Source organism: Pseudoalteromonas sp. H71, from assembly GCF_001468485.1.
In the GTDB taxonomy this organism is placed as follows: Bacteria; Pseudomonadota; Gammaproteobacteria; order Enterobacterales; family Alteromonadaceae; genus Pseudoalteromonas.
Genome location: NZ_LODI01000046.1, coordinates 17,977 through 35,035, shown reverse-complemented (window position 1 = coordinate 35,035; position 17,059 = coordinate 17,977). Strand labels below are relative to the sequence as shown.

Genomic DNA, 17,059 nt, shown 5'->3' with positions numbered 1-17,059 from the left:
TAAAAAATATAGGTTACAAAAATGAATACAATATTTAGTAAAAAATTATTAGCCGTAGTAATTAGCAGCCTGTTAGTAGGGCTTACTACAAGTCATGATGCTTTTGCACAGTCGTCAGATGTTACTGATTCTGTCACAAAGCTTTCCAAACAAGACACAAAAGAACATAAACACTCTGAGAACGAGAGAGTTCATGCTAAAGAACACCCTGAGCATAGTGAGTACTCAGAAAGAGAAAGCCTAAAAGGTCAAGAAGAAGATCTTGACGAGCACGGCCACGAAAAAGGACATAAGGAAGAAAAAGGTGACCATGACCACGGAAATGAGAATAAAGAAGACGAACATGAAGAAGGTATAACTCTTAGCCCGAAAAATATGTCACTTGCTAACATCAAAGTAGAAAGCGTCATCCCAGAATATCAATTTAGCACGATATATGCCCCCGGAGAAATAAAAGCCAACGGTTATAAAAGCTACGTGGTTTCACCTCGTACTGAGTCCGTCATTATTAGTCGTCACGCAGCGCTTGGAGAGCACGTAGAAATAGGCCAAAAGTTAGTCACTTTATTTAGTGAGGCAATGGCACAAGCGCAAGCGGACTATTTAATTGCCTCCACCGAATGGCAACGTGTAAAAAAGCTGGGTAATAAGACGGTGAGTGAAAGTCGATTATTACAAGCTGAAACAACATACAATGCGAGTTATGGGAAACTCATTGCTTTAGGGTTAACTGAAAAAGCAATAAATGGTATTTCTAACAAAGACATTAAAGCATTTGGACAATATACATTAACTGCCCAGCGTGAAGGTGTCGTGCTTCTAGACGACTTTATCCAAGGCCAACGCGTTGATGCCGGAGATACTGTTATGTTACTTGCGGACGAAAAACAATTATGGGTTGAGGCTAAAGTCTCGCCAAACAAAAAGCTTAGTCTATCAATTAACTCTCCTGCGACAATCAAATTAGAAGGTCAAAGTTACAAAGCTAAAGTTATCCAAGAAGCACATACTATTGATCCCAAGACCCGCACCCGAATTATCAGATTAGCGGTAGAAAATGCTGATGACAAACTCCACTCTGGTATGTTCGTCAAAGTCTATTTCCAGTTCGCCACAAAACAGAAAGTGATGGCTGTACCAGAAGGTTCACTGATCCGCAGTGCCGGTGGTGATTGGACAGTATTTGTTGAAGACCATCCCGGAGAGTTTAAAGCGACTGAAGTTAATCTTGGTCGAGCTTTAGGTGATTTCAGAGAAATTATCGGACTAGAAAGTGGTACTCGAATTGTAACCAAAGGCGCATTTTTTGTTGCTTCTGAAATCGCTAAAGGCGGATTTGATCCGCATAACCACTAAGGAGCAAGACTATGTTTAATAAAATAATAGATTGGTCTGTTAACAACAGACTCCTTATATTAATTGCACTGTTTGCCACAATTGTCGGCTCAATTATGGTGATCCCAAAATTAAATTTGGATGCTTTTCCTGACGTTACTAACGTTCAAGTCGCTGTTAATACTGAAGCACCGGGACTGGCTGCCGAAGAAGTCGAACAACTTATTACTTACCCCATTGAAGCGGTTATGTACGCCTTACCAGATGTTGAGCAAGTACGTTCAATTTCTAAAACAGGTCTTTCTGGCGTAACCGTAGTGTTTAAAGAAGGCACCGACATTTACTTTGCAAGACAACTCGTATTTGAACGGCTTCAAGCAGCAAAAGAGTTAATACCAGAAGGTGTCGGCACGCCAGAAATGGGACCAAACACATCGGGTTTAGGTCAGGTGTTTCAGTACTTACTTATTTCAGATAAAAACGCTGGCTATGATGCTATGGCACTCAGGAGCCTCAATGATTGGATAGTAAAATTGCTTATTATGCCAGTCGATGGCGTTACTGATGTGCTCTCTTTTGGTGGTAATGTTAGGCAATATCAAGTCAACGTCGATCCTTCTAAGCTCCTAGCATATGAACTAACGCAAGAAGATATCGTTAGCGCATTAGATAGCAATAATGCCAACGTTGGCGGATGGTACATGAACCGTGGACAAGAGCAGCTTGTCATTAGAGGCACAGGCTGGTTTGAGAGTGGTGAGGCTGGCATCAGTAACATCAAACAAGTTCCCGTTAAAACGGTTGATGGAACGGTTGTGACGGTTTCAGATATTGCTAAAGTTGAAATGGGCAGTGAAATTCGTCAAGGCGCTGTCACCATGACGCGAAAATCACCCAATGGAAAAGTCGAAAATTTAGGCGAAGTTGTCTCTGGTATTGTACTTAAACGCATGGGTTCAAATACTAAAGCCACCATTGATGGTATCAATGCAAGAATTCCATTAATTAATCAAGCATTGCCGGAAGGTGTTCGCTTTGAGCCATTTTATGATCAGGCTGATTTGATTGAAAAAGCCGTTAACACTGTTGTAGATGCCTTATTACTTGCATTTATTTTCATCGCGATTGTTCTAGCACTGTTTTTGATGAACTTACGTGCAACCTTTCTCGTCTTAATATCTATTCCAATTTCAATTGGTATCGCGTTAATGATCATGGCTTGGTGGGGCATTTCTGCAAACCTTATGTCACTGGGTGGCATTGCCGTAGCCATTGGTATGCTAGTTGATGGTTCAGTCGTTATGGTTGAAAATATGTTTAAACATTTAAATAGACCTGACGCGACACATTCGAAATCGGTAAAGGAACGCGTTCCAACTTCTGACGCAGATCCGCACGATGTCGAACACGACGATCATGGTATTGAACTGCGCCTGACAGAAGCAGGTAAAGAAGTGGCTCGTCCTGTCTTTTTTGCAGCCTCGATTATTTTAGTCGTATTTGCGCCATTGTTCAGTTTTGAAGGGGTTGAAGCAAAGTTATTCCAACCTATGGCAATAAGCATCATCTTAGCCGTTGTATCTGCGATTGTGGTTGCGTTGTTTATCGTACCTGCACTGGCAACTTATCTATTTAGATCTGGTGTAAAAGAGAGAGAAAGTTTCGTTCTCAAGCCGTTAAACATGCTCTACAAAAAAGGGCTGAAATTTTCTCTAAAACACACTAAATTGATTGTTTCTACATCCATACTATTAGTTATATCTGCTTTGGCAACCGTGCCTTATATTGGTACTGAGTTCGTGCCAGAGTTAGAAGAAGGCACGATAAACTTAAGAGTAACGCTGGCACCTTCTTCAAGTTTAGATACTGCGTTAACTGTCGCGCCAATTCTAGAAGAAAAATTAATGGCGTTCCCTGAAGTAACCTATGCACTTAGCCGTATAGGTAGGGCAGAAATTGGCGGCGACCCAGAGCCTGTAAACAATATAGAAATTTACATTGGTTTAAAACCTATCTCACAATGGACAAGTGCATCTAACCGCTATGAACTTCAAGGTAAGATGGAAAGATCATTAGAAGAGTTTCCGGGGCTACTACTTAACTTTTCTCAGCCAATTGCGACTCGTGTTGACGAGCTAATATCTGGCGTTAAAGCTCAATTGGCGATTAAGTTATTTGGGCCAGAACTCGAAGTTTTGGCGGCTAAAGGTCAGGAAATTGAAGCTGCCATAAGAGAAGTCAATGGAGCAAAAGATGTTGCCCTTGAACAAATTGCAGGGGAAGCGCAACTAGTTGTAAAGCCTAACAGGCAAGAGCTTTCAAGATTCGGGCTTTCCGTCACTAATATTATGGAAGTTGTACGAGATGGTATCGGAGGCGTTGAAGCTGGGCAAATAATTAACGGCAATGAGCGTTATGATGTTTATGTACGTATTGAAGAAGAATACCGACGAAATAAGGAAGCGATTTCTGATATTCGCATTCAGTCACCAACAGGTGCTTGGGTACGCTTAGGTGATGTTGCAACGGTGTCGTTTGAATCGGGGCCTCCGCAAGTTAGACGCGACGATGTACAAAGACGGGTTGTTATCCAAGCAAATGTTCAAAACCGTGATATGGGTAGCGTAGTTGCTGATATCAAAACGGTAATTGCTGATAAGGTTGATTTACCTTCAGGCTATTCTGTTTCGATTGGCGGTCAGTTCGAAAGCCAGCAACGTGCTCAAAATAGACTAGCTATTGTTGTACCTTTATCGTTAGCACTAATCGCACTGCTACTCTACTTTGCTTTTGGCTCTGTTGGTCAAGCAATGCTGATATTGGTCAACGTACCGCTTGCTGTAATTGGCGGTGTTTTTTCCTTATATTTATCTGGACAATACTTGTCCGTGCCTAGCTCCGTTGGCTTCATTACACTATTTGGTGTTGCTGTATTGAACGGCGTGGTAATGGTAGAGAGTATTAACCAACGAATTAGAGATGGCTTGGAAGTTTCTCAAGCTGTATTTGAAGGAGCAACCTCCAGATTGAGGCCAGTTTTAATGACAGCAATAACATCGGCTTTAGGTTTGATACCGATGTTAATGTCTAATGGTGTTGGTGCAGAAATCCAGCGTCCATTAGCGAGCGTTATTGTTGGCGGATTGGTAACAGCAACACTGCTAACACTGTTTGTCTTGCCTGTTTTATATAGCTGGTTTTCTAGAAAGAAAATTGAGGAGTTATCTAGATAGAATAATTTTATTAAGAACCAATATCCCACACCTAAGTGACGTTTTGTGTGGGACTATTAATTAATAGTAAAGATTCACCAAAAAGTTTAATGAAATTAAATGTAATAGTTATTGCAACTCGCGTAGCATACTAACATTCAATTCAATTTTGGAGTTTTGAGCTGTTCTCTCATTTCTAAAATACGTTCAGGTGAATGCACTCCTATTCTCATTACTACAAGCTCAGCAAATGAAATGTCATATAACTTATGTTCAACATCAATTACATAACAACTTCCGTTATGAGTAATTACTTCTATTTTGTCGCCAACAACTCTTTTGTTAACAATTTTTGAAGTAACTATTTGCTCAAATGGACGAAATCTAAATGTTTCATCGTCAATAACTACACCAGCTAAGACATCAATCAAAAATGTTTTTTCAAAATCTTTGTAGTCATAAACCGATACTATGCTTACGTCCTTTAAGTAAGTTTTTTCTGTCATATCTGAACACCTCTCGTGTCTTCTAGAGAATATGGACGAAAGCATGTTAAGTACTTAACCCCATTGACCTTTAATAACTCGTCATCTGCGTCAAAATGAGCAAGAACACTAGCTCGATACAACGAAATATGCTTTTCACAATCAATCGTATTAAACAAACTAGCCTCTACTCGACGGGCGTAAAATATTAGGCTCTGCTGGTCAATACGAACTATAAACTTTTGGTCTCCGTCTAGGTTTTTAACCTGAAGGTTAAGGTCAGGCTTATGCCAGTCTGATACCAACGAAGGCACCAGAGGAAAGCCATAAACTAAATATCGTACCCTTTCAATTTCGAAGGTCGTTGGATTTAATCTAGCGTCATTTCCTATTCCAGAGTTGAAAAGCTCAAGTGTCATCATCAGCCAGTCTTCATGCTTTGAGAAACTGTTACCATTAGAAATGCAGCCCTCAAACTCACCATCGTGCTCCCACTTGATTTTGTACAAATAACTTTTAATATTATCGAAAGATATTTTTTCAAAAGGAAACTTAGTGGCAATGAGCCTGTAGTAGCAGCCGTGAACCTTTAAATCCGCATATTGAACGGCTAATGGATCATCATATGCGTCAAAATAAGGTCGCCATTCCAGCCTAAAGTTAGCTCCTGTATTAATGATGAACTTGGCATCTTCAGACAAACCCAAAACTTTATAAATTGCAGAAACTAATTCTAAAGTTTCGATATCAACAAACATCTGGCTTTCTATGCGGGATGCCATTGCCGTTATTTCTTTATGAAGTGACTCAATTATTTCTTGATCATCGTATTCATTAATAATCAGATATTTGAAAGAGTCATGCGTAAGAATTGAATTTAAATCATTGCTGTCAAAAACGTCTCTAAGACGCTCATGAGCTTGTGGAATAGTAGCACAATCGTAAACACCGATTGACCATAGACGTTCAGCATATTGCTGGGGAAATTCTAATAGTAAGGCGAAGTTTTTTGTTTGATTATTTAATTTATTTTGTAATTGATTTAGCGATATCATGTAATTTTCCAAATAATTTATTGCGAAAAAATAATGGCCTACCAACACACTATTTATTCGATTATTTGAATCACCAAATTTTTACGGATGCTCCGCTTCACTGCTCATATTTTTATTTTAAAAACATGTGTAGGCGTAGGCTGTCCGTTCAGCCTTCATATTATAATATCGCCAAAAAACAAAATGACAACTTACGTATTTGTACAACTTTAGGTAGATATTTTGAGTTTGAACTCTGAAAAGCTAAGCCCAAACAGGGATACGACCATCTCTTCATTTATATTGGAGCCGGGAAATTTTTTTTCAAAATTTCCAATAATGCTATCTAGGTGGCTAGCTAATATTTTTACTAAAAATATTTCCGAGTTTGGTGAGAGTGCAGACAGTGCTATCAATGGGTTGTCAAAGGATTCAGCTTTTATTTTTACTAGTAAATCGCTGTAACTGTCACAGCCGTAAAGACAAATAGCTAGGGCTTCTTGGGCTTGTCCAAGGGGAATAGTTAATAATTTAGATAATCGTTTTGCCTGCCTTTTTATATTTACTAGCAGGTCTTCTTTATTAAAAGACATCAATACACCAAAAAACGGCAACGCTAGGCCACGCACCTATGTCACTCAGTTTTTGTGAATATTTAATCTTTTAGTTCAGAGTAAATCCATTTCGTCCTGTTTTCGTGGGAACGGGCTTCTCTGAAAAGCCACTGCAAAAAGCAGTGGCTATTGTCGCAATATTATAAGGAAATGTGAATTGTAGTTTGATGCCTACATGTTCTTTTCAGTGAATTCAGCCAAGCTACTACGCTCTACTTCATCAAATATCAATACTGAGCCTTTTTCATAGTTTCTATACACGTTAACAGCCGCGCTAGCACCTGAAGATGCGGGTGTGACAAACTTATCATCAATCTGGGCTAAGTTGCCCAACACGATTGTGCGACAATTTTTGCCACCACGGCTTAACATGCCCTTAATTTGCGCTCTAGTCATGTTTTGAGCTTCATCAATGATTAAAACAGCATCGTCTATTGAACGACCTCGGAAGTAAGCCATACTAGTAAATTCTATATTGGCTTTTTCGATCACATGCTCAACAGTTGCACTAATATTACCTTCATTGTTATCACCTGAATGCATTGATATAAGCGCATCTGTTATACCTGCTAATAACGGCATTGATTTCTCTGTCAGGTCACCGGGTAAAAACCCCGGATCATCGTCCATAAAGTCTCTGGAGCGCACCACAACGATTTTTTTGTACTTTTTTAACTCCAATACTTGATGCAGCGCCGAAGCAACTGCTAAAAAAGTTTTTCCGGAGCCAGCAGGGCCAAGGATGATATTTAAGTCATAATATGGATCTGTTAATTGGCTTAAAGCTACTGCCTGACGCTGATTTTTAGGCAAAATGCCCCATACTTTTTCTTGTTTACGAGGCAATAACTTTGTGAATACCTCAGTATCTGTTACTTCTGAAATTCGCCCAATGTGTCCAGCTTCATCGTACCAATACATGTTTGGCTGAACTTCATCATTAAATAGACTTATTGGGAAAGTATAAACTTCTCCTGAAACCTTGAAGTCTTTGTCTGATTTAATTCGATCAAAAAGATCTCCTTTAAAGGCTTGTACCCCTGTGTATAAAAGATCAATATCTGATATTTGATTATCTACGGCAACGTCTTCTGCCATGACCCCTACGGTTCGAGCTTTCAAGCGCATATTAATGTCACGGCTAACAATTACTACGTCTTTATCTAAGTCCTTCTGAAGATACAGTGCATAGTTAATTATTCTATTGTCAGCGTCACTTCCAATACCGTGCTTTAACTCTTTAGCCATATCGAGCTGGGTATCAATTCCAATAAACAGTTTTCCTCGTTTAGCTGTTTCAGTAGAAGGCAGTGGAATACCAGCTTCCATCTCTTCTGCACTGTGCCCATTTATTATATCTTCAAGCATACGAATACATACACGAGCATCAGCACTAACCGATTTGTTAGTTCTTTCTTTTAAGTTATCTAATTCTTCTAGAACTGTTAGACAGATGTATACGTCTTCACTGTACGCAAGAAGTGACTTTGGATCATGAACTAGTGCCGATGTATCCAATACTCTTGGGGTTTTGTTTTCACTTGGATTATTCATTTTAGTTCTCCTTTGAGAACGATTTTCATTAATTAGCATTTTAGATTTACCTTAGCTTTATTATTTTTGTTTGTGCCTCTTGCAGGTTAAATCCGTTATTTATATTTATTGATGAATGGTTCTATTCTTTAAGTCACACTTAATGACATGTTAGAGAGATTAGATCTTAGCCTGTTATAAATACTCAATTTATTCAGTAAGAATAAGGTCTGTAGATAGGTCTGCACAAATATTGAAAAAAAGCTTGCAGTAATACCTGTTTTTCCACACCCTGCAGGTCCAGTTAATATTACCAATTCAATGCTAGTATCAAGTAATGCATCCAGCGCCATACCTTGATAAATATTTTTGGGCTTAACGCCCCATGCATGATGATGCATTAACCGCTCAACACTAATATCTTTTATAGTAATGTGTTCATCATCAAACGACTTTACCCTAGCCGCAAAGTGATTACCCTCATCAAGTAAATACTCATTACAAAATACATCGGGTATTAGATTTTTAGGCACATGATGAAACGTATCTCGCCCATGTTGCTCTGTGTTGCACTGCCCTACATGTCCCCAAAAATCACCTTCTATTTTTTTATAACCGCTAGTGAGCAAGCTAATATCATCAATAAGCTGATCAGTTCGGTAATCCTCTACATATTTAAGTCCTGCGCCTTTTGCTTTTAAACGCATGTTTATGTCTTTGGTAACCAATATCACTTTTGAATCGCTATGCTGCTTTTGTAAATATACCGCACAATTAATAATCCGATGATCGTTTTCATTGCCCGGCAACCCCGAAATTGAGTCTGCAAATAAATGGTCATTAACAATAATGAGCGTACCGGCAGAACTCGATTTAGCCTTTTTATTACTTGGCAAAGCAACGCCTTGTAGCATTTGTTCAGGGGTTGCGTTTTTAAGTACCTCATCTAAACCACGAATTGCAACGCGGGCATCGCGGCTTACATCGTGTTTTCTATCCTTTATGTGATCCAGCTCTTCTAAAACAGTCATTGGGATAACCACGTTATGTTCTTGAAAAGACAAATAAGCGAGGGGCTCGTGGAGGAGTACGTTGGTGTCTAGCACATACATTTTACTTTCAAGGTTCGAAGCTTTTTCCATAGCACTTTCCTTACGTTTTATGATTTTTATGCTATACCAAAATAACTAAGTAAAACGGGCAAAAATCAAAACCTGCAATACTTAATTGCCAAGGCATATTGAAAGTTTAGTCTATTTGCCATAAAAGTCCGTTTTATTACAACCTGAATTTAGTTTTTATTTACCTTTTTAATAGGTTAAAAAATGGCGGTTTTATTCTTTATAATTAACACTCATAAAATTAATTAAAAGTGAGCTAAATAGCGCCTTGCAGTGGTGTTAGCTTACAGGTAACATAGCCGCCTTTTTCATCATAGACGAGACATACATGAATTTTTCCTTAGGTCAGCGTTGGATCAGTGATACAGAGTCAGATTTAGGATTAGGCACGGTTGTTGCCATTGAAGGCCGACAGGTCAGCATATTATTTCCAGCCAGTGGCGAAAACCGTGTTTACTCTACAGCAGAAGCACCGGTTACCCGTGTGGCATTTAATCCAGGCGATGTGATCAAAAGCGTTGAAGAATGGGAATTAGAAGTAGAGTCTATTGAAATTCAGGGTGAACTACTTTGTTACGTGGGCACCCGTGTTGATAATGGCGAAGAAGCAAAGTTAAAAGAAACTTTTTTAGATCATTTTATAAAGTTTAATAAGCCACAAGACCGTTTATTTGCCGGCCAGGTAGATCGTTTTGATCGTTACACACTGCGTTACCAAACATGGCAACATAAATTTGAACGTGAACAATCGCCTATTAAAGGGTTAATTGGTCAGCGTGCTAATCTTATACCCCACCAGCTTTATATTGCCCAAGAAGTAGGTAAACGTTTCGCACCACGCGTACTTTTATCTGATGAAGTAGGCCTTGGTAAAACGATTGAAGCAGGCATGATACTGCATCAGCAAATTATTAGTGGCCGCGCAAGCCGCGTACTTATTGTTGTACCTGAAAACCTGCAGCACCAATGGTTAGTCGAAATGCTACGCCGCTTTAACTTACGTTTTTCTATTTTTGATGAAGAGCGTTGCGACGAAGCCTTTGCCGATTCACCAAACGTATTTGATACAGAGCAGCTTGTGCTTACAAGCCTTGAGTTTTTAACCAAGAAAAAACGCTGGTTTGAACAAGCCACATTGGCTGATTGGGATCTATTAGTTGTTGATGAAGCACACCACTTAAGCATTAATAACGGTAAACCAAGCACTGAATATCAACGCATGGCTGAGCTTAGCCAAGATATCCCTGGCCTTATTTTACTTACTGCAACACCAGATCAGCTAGGCCATAGCAGTCACTTTGCGCGCTTACAATTACTCGACCCAGACCGCTTTTACGACTATGACGTATTTAAAGAAGAAGAAGCAAATTACAAAGACGTAGCGCAAGCGGCAAACCAGTTATTACAAGATCAAGCTCTTGACGATAATGCAAAAGCAACGCTTATTGAGCTATTAAAAGAAACCGACATTACCGTTATTCTTGAAAAAGCGCAGCAAGGCGATTTACCAGCGCGTAAAGAAATACTTAATATGTTGCTCGATCGTCACGGTACTGGCCGTATATTATTCAGAAACAGCCGCAGTGGCATTGATGGCTACCCAAGCCGCAAATTACATGCTTACCCTATGGCATTGCCAAAACAGTACAAAACGGCCATGTCTGTACTTGGTAGCATGAGCGGTATTCAAAATGCAGAACTAAGTGCACATCGCGCTCTTTTCCCTGAAAAAATATTTCAAGAGTTTGAAGGCGAAAGCGCAAGCTGGGGATTATTTGACCCACGTGTAGATTGGTTAATCGACACGCTTAAAACACTAAAACATGAAAAAGTTTTACTTATTTGTGCAAAAGCCGAAACCGCCATTAGCCTTGAGCAAATACTGCGTGAACGCGAAGCAATTAAAGCCTCGGTTTTCCACGAAGGTATGTCAATTATAGAGCGTGACCGCGCAGCAGCATTTTTTGCCGACGAATACGACAACGCACAAATACTATTGTGTTCAGAAATTGGCTCTGAAGGTCGTAACTTCCAGTTTTCGCATCATTTAGTGTTGTTTGATTTACCGCTAAACCCTGATTTACTTGAGCAACGTATTGGCCGTTTGGACCGCATTGGGCAAACGCAAGATGTGAATATTCACGTACCGTACTTTGAAAACACAGCGCAAGAAGTATTACTGCGTTGGTACAACGAAGGCCTTGATGCGTTTGAAACAACATCAACTACAGGGCAATTATTGTATAAAGAGTTTCGCGACGATTTACTTGAATACATTTCAGCGCATAACTGTGATGAAGACGAGCTAGATCCACTGCTTGAACAAGTTGCTCAGCAAAATGCTGTGCTACGTAAAAAAATGGAAAGCGGGCGAGATCGTTTATTAGAGCTGCATTCTTCTGGCCAAGGTGCTGCTGACTCTCTGGTTACTGACATAGAAAAACTCGATAACCAGTTTGAACTGCCAAGTTACATGATCAACGTGTTCGACACTTTTGGTGTAAGCCAAGAGGATAAAGGCGAGAACACCATTATTTTAAAGCCTACTGAACACATGTTAAACGCGTCATTCCCATCGCTTAAAGATGATGGAATGACAGTTACATTTGACCGCGATACCGCACTTTCACAAGAAGATGTACACTTTATTAGTTGGGATCACCCAATGGTACAAGGCACAATGGACATGATTTGTGACGATGACTTTGGTAGCGCATCGGTAGCCTTACTTAAAAACAAAAAACTTCCCGCGGGCACTTTTTTTGTTGAGTTGATATTTGTTGCCGAAGCAATGGCGCCTAAAGTATTGCAAGTGGGCCGCTTTTTACCCCCTACGCCTATTCGTATATTACTTGATAAAGCCAGCAATAACTTAGGCGAAAACGTCGCATTTGACGGGTTTAACCAACAGCTTTCAGCCGTCGGTCGTCAAACAGCAAGTAAACTGGCAGGTGCATTGCAAAGCGCAATTCACCCAATGATCACGACTGCAAAAGACATGGCACAAGAAAAACTCGATGTTATTCGTGCAGCGTCGCTAGCTAAAATGCAAAGCACGCTAATTGAAGAACAATCTCGTTTAGAAGCCCTTAAACAAATTAACCCGAATATTCGCCAAGAAGAAATTACTTTCTTTGATAAGCAGCGCAGCGAGTTGACTACGCACATTGAAAAAGCGCAGTTACAACTAGATGCAATTCGCTTAATAGTTGTTTCTCACTAGGGGTTTTTGAGCTTTAAGTTTATAGCTGTCAGTCGTTAGTAAAAATGACAGCTTAATAAAGCGCGGTATTTATACCGCGCTTTTTTATATTCAAAAAATGCATATAAATTAGAAGCCTTTGTACAGACTATCAATGTTTTCCTTGAGCCTTTGCCCTTGCTCCCCTAAAATAGTGCCCTTCAAAATCATTAAGGTCGGCCGTGTTAGTTAATTACAATCCCCCAATGAACCCGTATTTAACCATACTTTTTCAAGACGACGACTTGCTCATTGTTAATAAACCCAGCGAATTATTGACCGTACCTGGTAAAGATCCTAAACATGCCGACAGCTTAATTAACCGAGTGAATCGCGTGTTTCCAACCGCACGAATTGTTCACCGCCTTGATATGGCAACTTCCGGCATACTTTGCCTTGCTATGAATAAAGCTGCCCATAGGCATTTAAGCATGCAGTTTCAAGAACGTGAAACTGCTAAGCGGTATATTGCTCGCGTATTTGGGCAACTTGAACAAGACAATGGTTCTGTTGACTTGCCACTTATTTGCGACTGGCCTAATCGCCCAAAGCAAATGGTGGATCATGAAAATGGTAAGCCATCGCTCACTCACTATAAAATACTTGAACGAGAAGAAAGCGCCACTCGCGTAGAGCTCACTCCTATTACTGGTCGTTCACATCAATTACGTGTACATATGCTAAGCCTTGGCCATCCTATTCTAGGTGACAGACTCTATGCCCACACAGAGGCGCTTGCAGCCGCTCCGCGTTTACAACTTCACGCACAAATGTTGCAACTAAAACACCCAGTCACCGAGCAAATAATGACCTTCGAAGCAGAACCCGAGTTTTAACGGGCTCAATTACTTAGCAAAGGGTTAAACTTTTAGTTAAACATGCCGATACCTAACTAATGACCACTAGCTGAGCGTGTTATGGTGTTTTTGCAATTAATTAAAAAGACTTTGTGTTACATGGCATATAGCTGCGTGGCCATTTTAGTAATGCCTGCAACTGCCGCTGAACATATTGCTCCGCCTTCTTTTTCGAGTGTTGAAAATAGCGATATTAAACGCCTTCTACCCAGCGATGAAGTGAAAACCTTATTGGCAGGTGAAACTGAGTTTTTAAGTTTGCACAGTGAATACATGAGTGCTGATTTTAGAGGGACTGTATTACTGATCCCCGACTGGCAATCAACCCCTACCAATAATTCAGGAATGAGTTACTTACGCAAGGAGCTTAACAATTTAGGCTACACCACCTATGCGATGACCACCCCTGATATTGATTGGCAAGCGAGTAAAATAGCAGAGACGGCCGCAGAAACAGCACCAAGCACTGCCACTGAAACAGAGAGTCAAGCCAACAGTGAATCAGAGCAGCCTAATGTTTCAAGTAAAAATGAAGCGCCTCACCATGTGGATGCTATTGAAGCCGTCAGTGATGAAGTACTCGACAACTACAAATTAAATTTACTGGCGCGCTACAAAGCCCTTTACCAAACAGCGATGGAAGAGCCTAGCAATATTGTTATTATTGCCCAAGGCACCAGTGCAGGGGTATTGACTGAATATTATGCAGATTTTCCGCAAGAACGCGTGGATGCGTTTATTAGTTTAAGTAGCTATTTACCCAATGCAAAACGCAATAAAAGCCTAAACCAAACAACGTCTCTTGTTACGCCTGCCCTTTTAGATATTTATTACGCCGGCGACAATCGCGATATTTTAATTAACCTAAAGAATCGCCAGCGCTGGGTTAACCGAAACGCTAAATTCGACTACCGCCAGCGCCAATTATTTGGGCTTCGTGATCAGCCGCAACAACATGCTCGGCTAACAAAAGAAATAGACGGCTTTTTACGCCGCCTTTTTTAAATATTCATAGGCCGCTTGAATATCTTGGCTTTTTTTAACGGCTAATTCCATCATATGCTTTGGTAAACCTTGCGATACTAATTTATCTGGGTGGTGTTGCGCCATTAACTTACGGTAAGCTACTTTTACTTCTCGCTCTGTTGCTCCTTCGTTAAGCCCTAAAAGCCCAAGCGCTTGAGTACGATTCATGTTGTTATTAGGTGGCACATGATGGCCTGAACCTTCTTTATAACTGCTACTTTGCCCTTGCTGCTGTTGATAACGCTGTTGCTGTTTTCTAAAATTAAACTCAGCTTGATAGCGTTTAAGCACAAACGCAAAATGAGTTTTAGAAATGCCTAGCTGTTTACTTACTTCACTCAGTAATTGCTTTTCTTGCTCAGCCAAAATGCCATCAGAAAACGCCATTTGAATTTGTATTTCTAAAAATAATTGCAGTAAATCATGACGCTTAGCAAAACGTTCTTTAAAATCATGAACGGTTTCTTTTAATGAAAAGTCACTTTGCTTACCCGCCTGAAACGCATGCTGAGCTTCGCGGCGCTCTTCGCCTTTTAAGCCCATTTCATCCATAAATAAGCTGGCGGCTTTTATATGTACTTCGCTTACTCGGCCGTTAGACTTTGCAATATGGCCCATCACTGCAAAGCAGCTGGAAAAAAATAACGCTTGGCGTTGATGAACATCGTCACCATTAAATAAACTTGAAAAGCCACCTGCTTTATCAAAATTATTTTTTAAACTTTTATCAAATAAATGCCCTAGATATAGACCTAAAATAGCACCAAAAATTTTGCCAAACATAAAGCCAAAACAAAATCCGAGTATTTTTCCCCACATGTAAACTGCTACTCCTATTAATTATGTGTCGGCCTGCGCCAAGCGCTCATTTAATGCCGTTAAACGCGCTGGTGTGCCTATGTCGTCCCAACTACCAATATAAAGCTCTGTTGACACTAAGTGTTTGCTTAGTTTTTCTCGTAGTAACGGCCCAAGTGGAAGAATGCCTGGCTCTAAACCATTAAAAAAATCAGCCTGATAACGGCTAATACCCGAGAACGTATACTTTGGACTCTCAGGCGATAAATGACTCAATGCAAAATCGCCATCAGGATTATGAGGTGGATTTTCAATAAGCACCAAATGCGCCTCTCCTGGCTGCAAATGCAATTGCATAAGTGAGCTTACATCGTAATCGGTAAATACATCGCCATTAATCACAATAAACGATTCACCTAATAAGGGAAGTGCTTGAATAATTCCCCCTGCGGTTTCAAGGCCGCCTTCAACCTCTTGGCTATACACAATACTTACACCAAATTGACTACCATCTTTGAAGTACGCTTTAATTTTATCACCTTGCCATGCAAGATTTATCACTATGTCGGTAATACCTGCGGCCTTCAAATTATTAACATGGTGCTCTATTAATGGTTTATTTTGCACTTTAAGCATAGGCTTAGGCATAGCGTGAGTGAGCGGCATCATACGCTGCCCACGTCCTGCAGCTAGAATCATGGCTTTCATAAGCTTACCTGCTCTAATTTTTTAATCACTTTTGGCGCTATTGTATTTTTAACCCAATCACCGAGCGCATTGAGCTCAGGGTAACGTGCAGCAATTTCTGTAATATACTCAAGGGTGGGCAAAATATTAGCTAAATAACCTGTTTTACCATCACGTAAATACAGCCGGCAAAATATACCAGCGGCTTTTAAATGACGCTGTAAACCGGTTAAGTCAAACCAAACTTTAAATTGCTCAAACGACGTGTTAGCGACTAAGCCTTGACGTTTAAATTCGTTATAACCAAATACTAATAGTTGAGCGAGCTCATCATCAGGTAGCTTAAAATAGCAATCGCGTAATAACGAAACTAAATCGTAACAAAGCGGCCCGCGCACGGTGTCTTGGTAATCTATTATCGCCCACTGCGAATTGCTGTGCATAATATTACGGCTATGATAGTCGCGATGCACTGTTACTGTGGGCTGTTCAAGCATGGCTTTAGTGAGTAGATCGCAGCTCGACTCCCACATTTTAAGCTGATTTTTATCAACGTTTTCAGCAATAAAATCTTTTACTAACCATTGGCTAAATATCGATAATTCAAGCGCTATAAAGTCTTTACCATAGGCCAACATATCTGAGGCTTCAGGCGTTTTTGCCCACTTGGCTGATAAACTTATTAACTGTGTGTAGTAACCGGTTCTATTTGCATCATTAAGCATGTCGGCTAAGTGTGTGCTGCCTAAATCAGTTAAAATAAAAAACCCTTGTTGTTCATCACTTTTAATAATATGCGGTAACAAAAAGCCTTGGTCGGTAAAAACTTGGTTCAAAGATAAGTACGGTGCGTTATTGACCTTTAGTGGATCGGAGTCCATTACAATAAAGTGCTGATTATTAATTGTTAAGCGAAAATAACGCCTAAAGCTTGCATCTCCGGTTATGGCCTCAAGTGTATCTGGCTGTTTGCCAAAGTGGGCCATTATGAACTGTTGTAAATTATCAAAGCGTGTCATTTTATAAGATATCTATTTTTAACTAAGTTAATTAGGTCAATTACTGTATTTGCCATTATTTTCCTTTATTATGTGTAAATTATATTTATACACACAG

12 protein-coding genes and 1 pseudogene are annotated in these 17,059 nt (G+C 40.0%); 5 read left to right on the top strand and 8 right to left on the bottom strand.

Going from position 1 to position 17,059, the window contains the following annotated elements; genetic code table 11:
- The first annotated feature begins 21 nt into the window (after positions 1-21).
- Both ATS71_RS16380 and ATS71_RS16375 read left to right on the top strand, forming a co-directional pair.
- A complete protein-coding gene (locus ATS71_RS16380; protein WP_058405779.1) occupies positions 22-1,356 on the top strand; it encodes an efflux RND transporter periplasmic adaptor subunit in 1,335 nt (444 codons plus the stop codon).
- Between the two features lie 11 nt (positions 1,357-1,367).
- Positions 1,368-4,568 carry an efflux RND transporter permease subunit gene (locus ATS71_RS16375; RefSeq protein ID WP_058405778.1) on the top strand — a complete coding sequence of 1,067 codons (3,201 nt, stop codon included), beginning with the start codon at positions 1,368-1,370 and terminating at the stop codon, positions 4,566-4,568.
- A gap of 137 nt (positions 4,569-4,705) precedes the next feature.
- Here ATS71_RS16375 and ATS71_RS16370 read toward each other — a convergent pair whose 3' ends face one another.
- From ATS71_RS16370 to ATS71_RS16350, 5 genes and pseudogenes are all read right to left on the bottom strand, one after another.
- A complete protein-coding gene (locus tag ATS71_RS16370; RefSeq protein WP_058405777.1) occupies positions 4,706-5,053 on the bottom strand; it encodes a hypothetical protein in 348 nt (115 codons plus the stop codon).
- Positions 5,050-6,087 (bottom strand): hypothetical protein, encoded by a 1,038-nt coding sequence (locus ATS71_RS16365; RefSeq protein WP_058405776.1) that lies wholly within the window; start codon positions 6,085-6,087, stop codon positions 5,050-5,052. The genes ATS71_RS16370 and ATS71_RS16365 overlap by 4 nt, the downstream gene beginning before the upstream one ends.
- Before the next feature lie 209 nt (positions 6,088-6,296).
- Positions 6,297-6,659, bottom strand: a complete 363-nt coding sequence (locus ATS71_RS16360) for a hypothetical protein (protein ID WP_008109624.1) — start codon at positions 6,657-6,659, stop codon at positions 6,297-6,299.
- A 192-nt stretch (positions 6,660-6,851) separates the two neighbouring features.
- Entirely contained in the window at positions 6,852-8,234 is a 1,383-nt protein-coding gene (locus ATS71_RS16355; protein ID WP_058405775.1) for a PhoH family protein, read from the bottom strand.
- A gap of 257 nt (positions 8,235-8,491) precedes the next feature.
- Positions 8,492-9,355 (bottom strand): annotated as a pseudogene (locus ATS71_RS16350) (PIN domain-containing protein); the annotation flags it as partial.
- 307 nt (positions 9,356-9,662) lie between these two features.
- Between ATS71_RS16350 and rapA the strand changes: the two are divergent.
- From rapA to ATS71_RS16335, 3 genes are all read left to right on the top strand, one after another.
- Positions 9,663-12,557, top strand: coding sequence for an RNA polymerase-associated protein RapA (rapA, locus tag ATS71_RS16345; protein ID WP_058405773.1), 2,895 nt, complete (start codon positions 9,663-9,665; stop codon positions 12,555-12,557).
- A 200-nt stretch (positions 12,558-12,757) separates the two neighbouring features.
- Positions 12,758-13,411: a bifunctional tRNA pseudouridine(32) synthase/23S rRNA pseudouridine(746) synthase RluA gene (gene rluA, locus ATS71_RS16340; protein ID WP_058405772.1), complete on the top strand. Its 654-nt coding sequence runs from the start codon at positions 12,758-12,760 to the stop codon at positions 13,409-13,411.
- Positions 13,412-13,531: 120 nt separating this feature from the next.
- The gene (locus ATS71_RS16335) at positions 13,532-14,437 is read left to right on the top strand and encodes a DUF3530 family protein (protein WP_152995692.1); all 906 of its coding nucleotides are present in this window, start codon (positions 13,532-13,534) and stop codon (positions 14,435-14,437) included.
- On the opposite strand, the gene djlA is transcribed toward ATS71_RS16335, so the two are convergent.
- Genes djlA through ATS71_RS16320 form a run of 3 tightly spaced genes read right to left on the bottom strand, consistent with a single transcriptional unit; the run spans position 14,420 to position 16,962 of the window.
- Positions 14,420-15,277 carry a co-chaperone DjlA gene (gene djlA / locus ATS71_RS16330; protein ID WP_058405770.1) on the bottom strand — a complete coding sequence of 286 codons (858 nt, stop codon included), beginning with the start codon at positions 15,275-15,277 and terminating at the stop codon, positions 14,420-14,422. The genes ATS71_RS16335 and djlA overlap by 18 nt on opposite strands.
- A 21-nt stretch (positions 15,278-15,298) precedes the next feature.
- Complete coding sequence (gene murU / locus ATS71_RS16325; RefSeq protein ID WP_058405769.1) at positions 15,299-15,964, bottom strand: N-acetylmuramate alpha-1-phosphate uridylyltransferase MurU; 666 nt, start codon at positions 15,962-15,964, stop codon at positions 15,299-15,301.
- Complete coding sequence (locus tag ATS71_RS16320; RefSeq protein ID WP_058405768.1) at positions 15,961-16,962, bottom strand: aminoglycoside phosphotransferase family protein; 1,002 nt, start codon at positions 16,960-16,962, stop codon at positions 15,961-15,963. The genes murU and ATS71_RS16320 overlap by 4 nt, the downstream gene beginning before the upstream one ends.
- Positions 16,963-17,059 lie beyond the last annotated feature (97 nt).

Coding starts and splice junctions, on each gene's coding strand:
- ATS71_RS16335 (WP_152995692.1), top strand. CDS start 13,532: ATGGCATATAGCTGCGTGGCCATTTTAGTAATGCCTGCAACTGCCGCT.
- ATS71_RS16370 (WP_058405777.1), bottom strand. CDS start 5,053: ATGACAGAAAAAACTTACTTAAAGGACGTAAGCATAGTATCGGTTTAT.
- ATS71_RS16320 (WP_058405768.1), bottom strand. CDS start 16,962: ATGACACGCTTTGATAATTTACAACAGTTCATAATGGCCCACTTTGGC.
- rapA (WP_058405773.1), top strand. CDS start 9,663: ATGAATTTTTCCTTAGGTCAGCGTTGGATCAGTGATACAGAGTCAGAT.
- ATS71_RS16375 (WP_058405778.1), top strand. CDS start 1,368: ATGTTTAATAAAATAATAGATTGGTCTGTTAACAACAGACTCCTTATA.
- murU (WP_058405769.1), bottom strand. CDS start 15,964: ATGAAAGCCATGATTCTAGCTGCAGGACGTGGGCAGCGTATGATGCCG.
- ATS71_RS16380 (WP_058405779.1), top strand. CDS start 22: ATGAATACAATATTTAGTAAAAAATTATTAGCCGTAGTAATTAGCAGC.
- djlA (WP_058405770.1), bottom strand. CDS start 15,277: ATGTGGGGAAAAATACTCGGATTTTGTTTTGGCTTTATGTTTGGCAAA.
- ATS71_RS16360 (WP_008109624.1), bottom strand. CDS start 6,659: ATGTCTTTTAATAAAGAAGACCTGCTAGTAAATATAAAAAGGCAGGCA.
- ATS71_RS16365 (WP_058405776.1), bottom strand. CDS start 6,087: ATGATATCGCTAAATCAATTACAAAATAAATTAAATAATCAAACAAAA.
- ATS71_RS16355 (WP_058405775.1), bottom strand. CDS start 8,234: ATGAATAATCCAAGTGAAAACAAAACCCCAAGAGTATTGGATACATCG.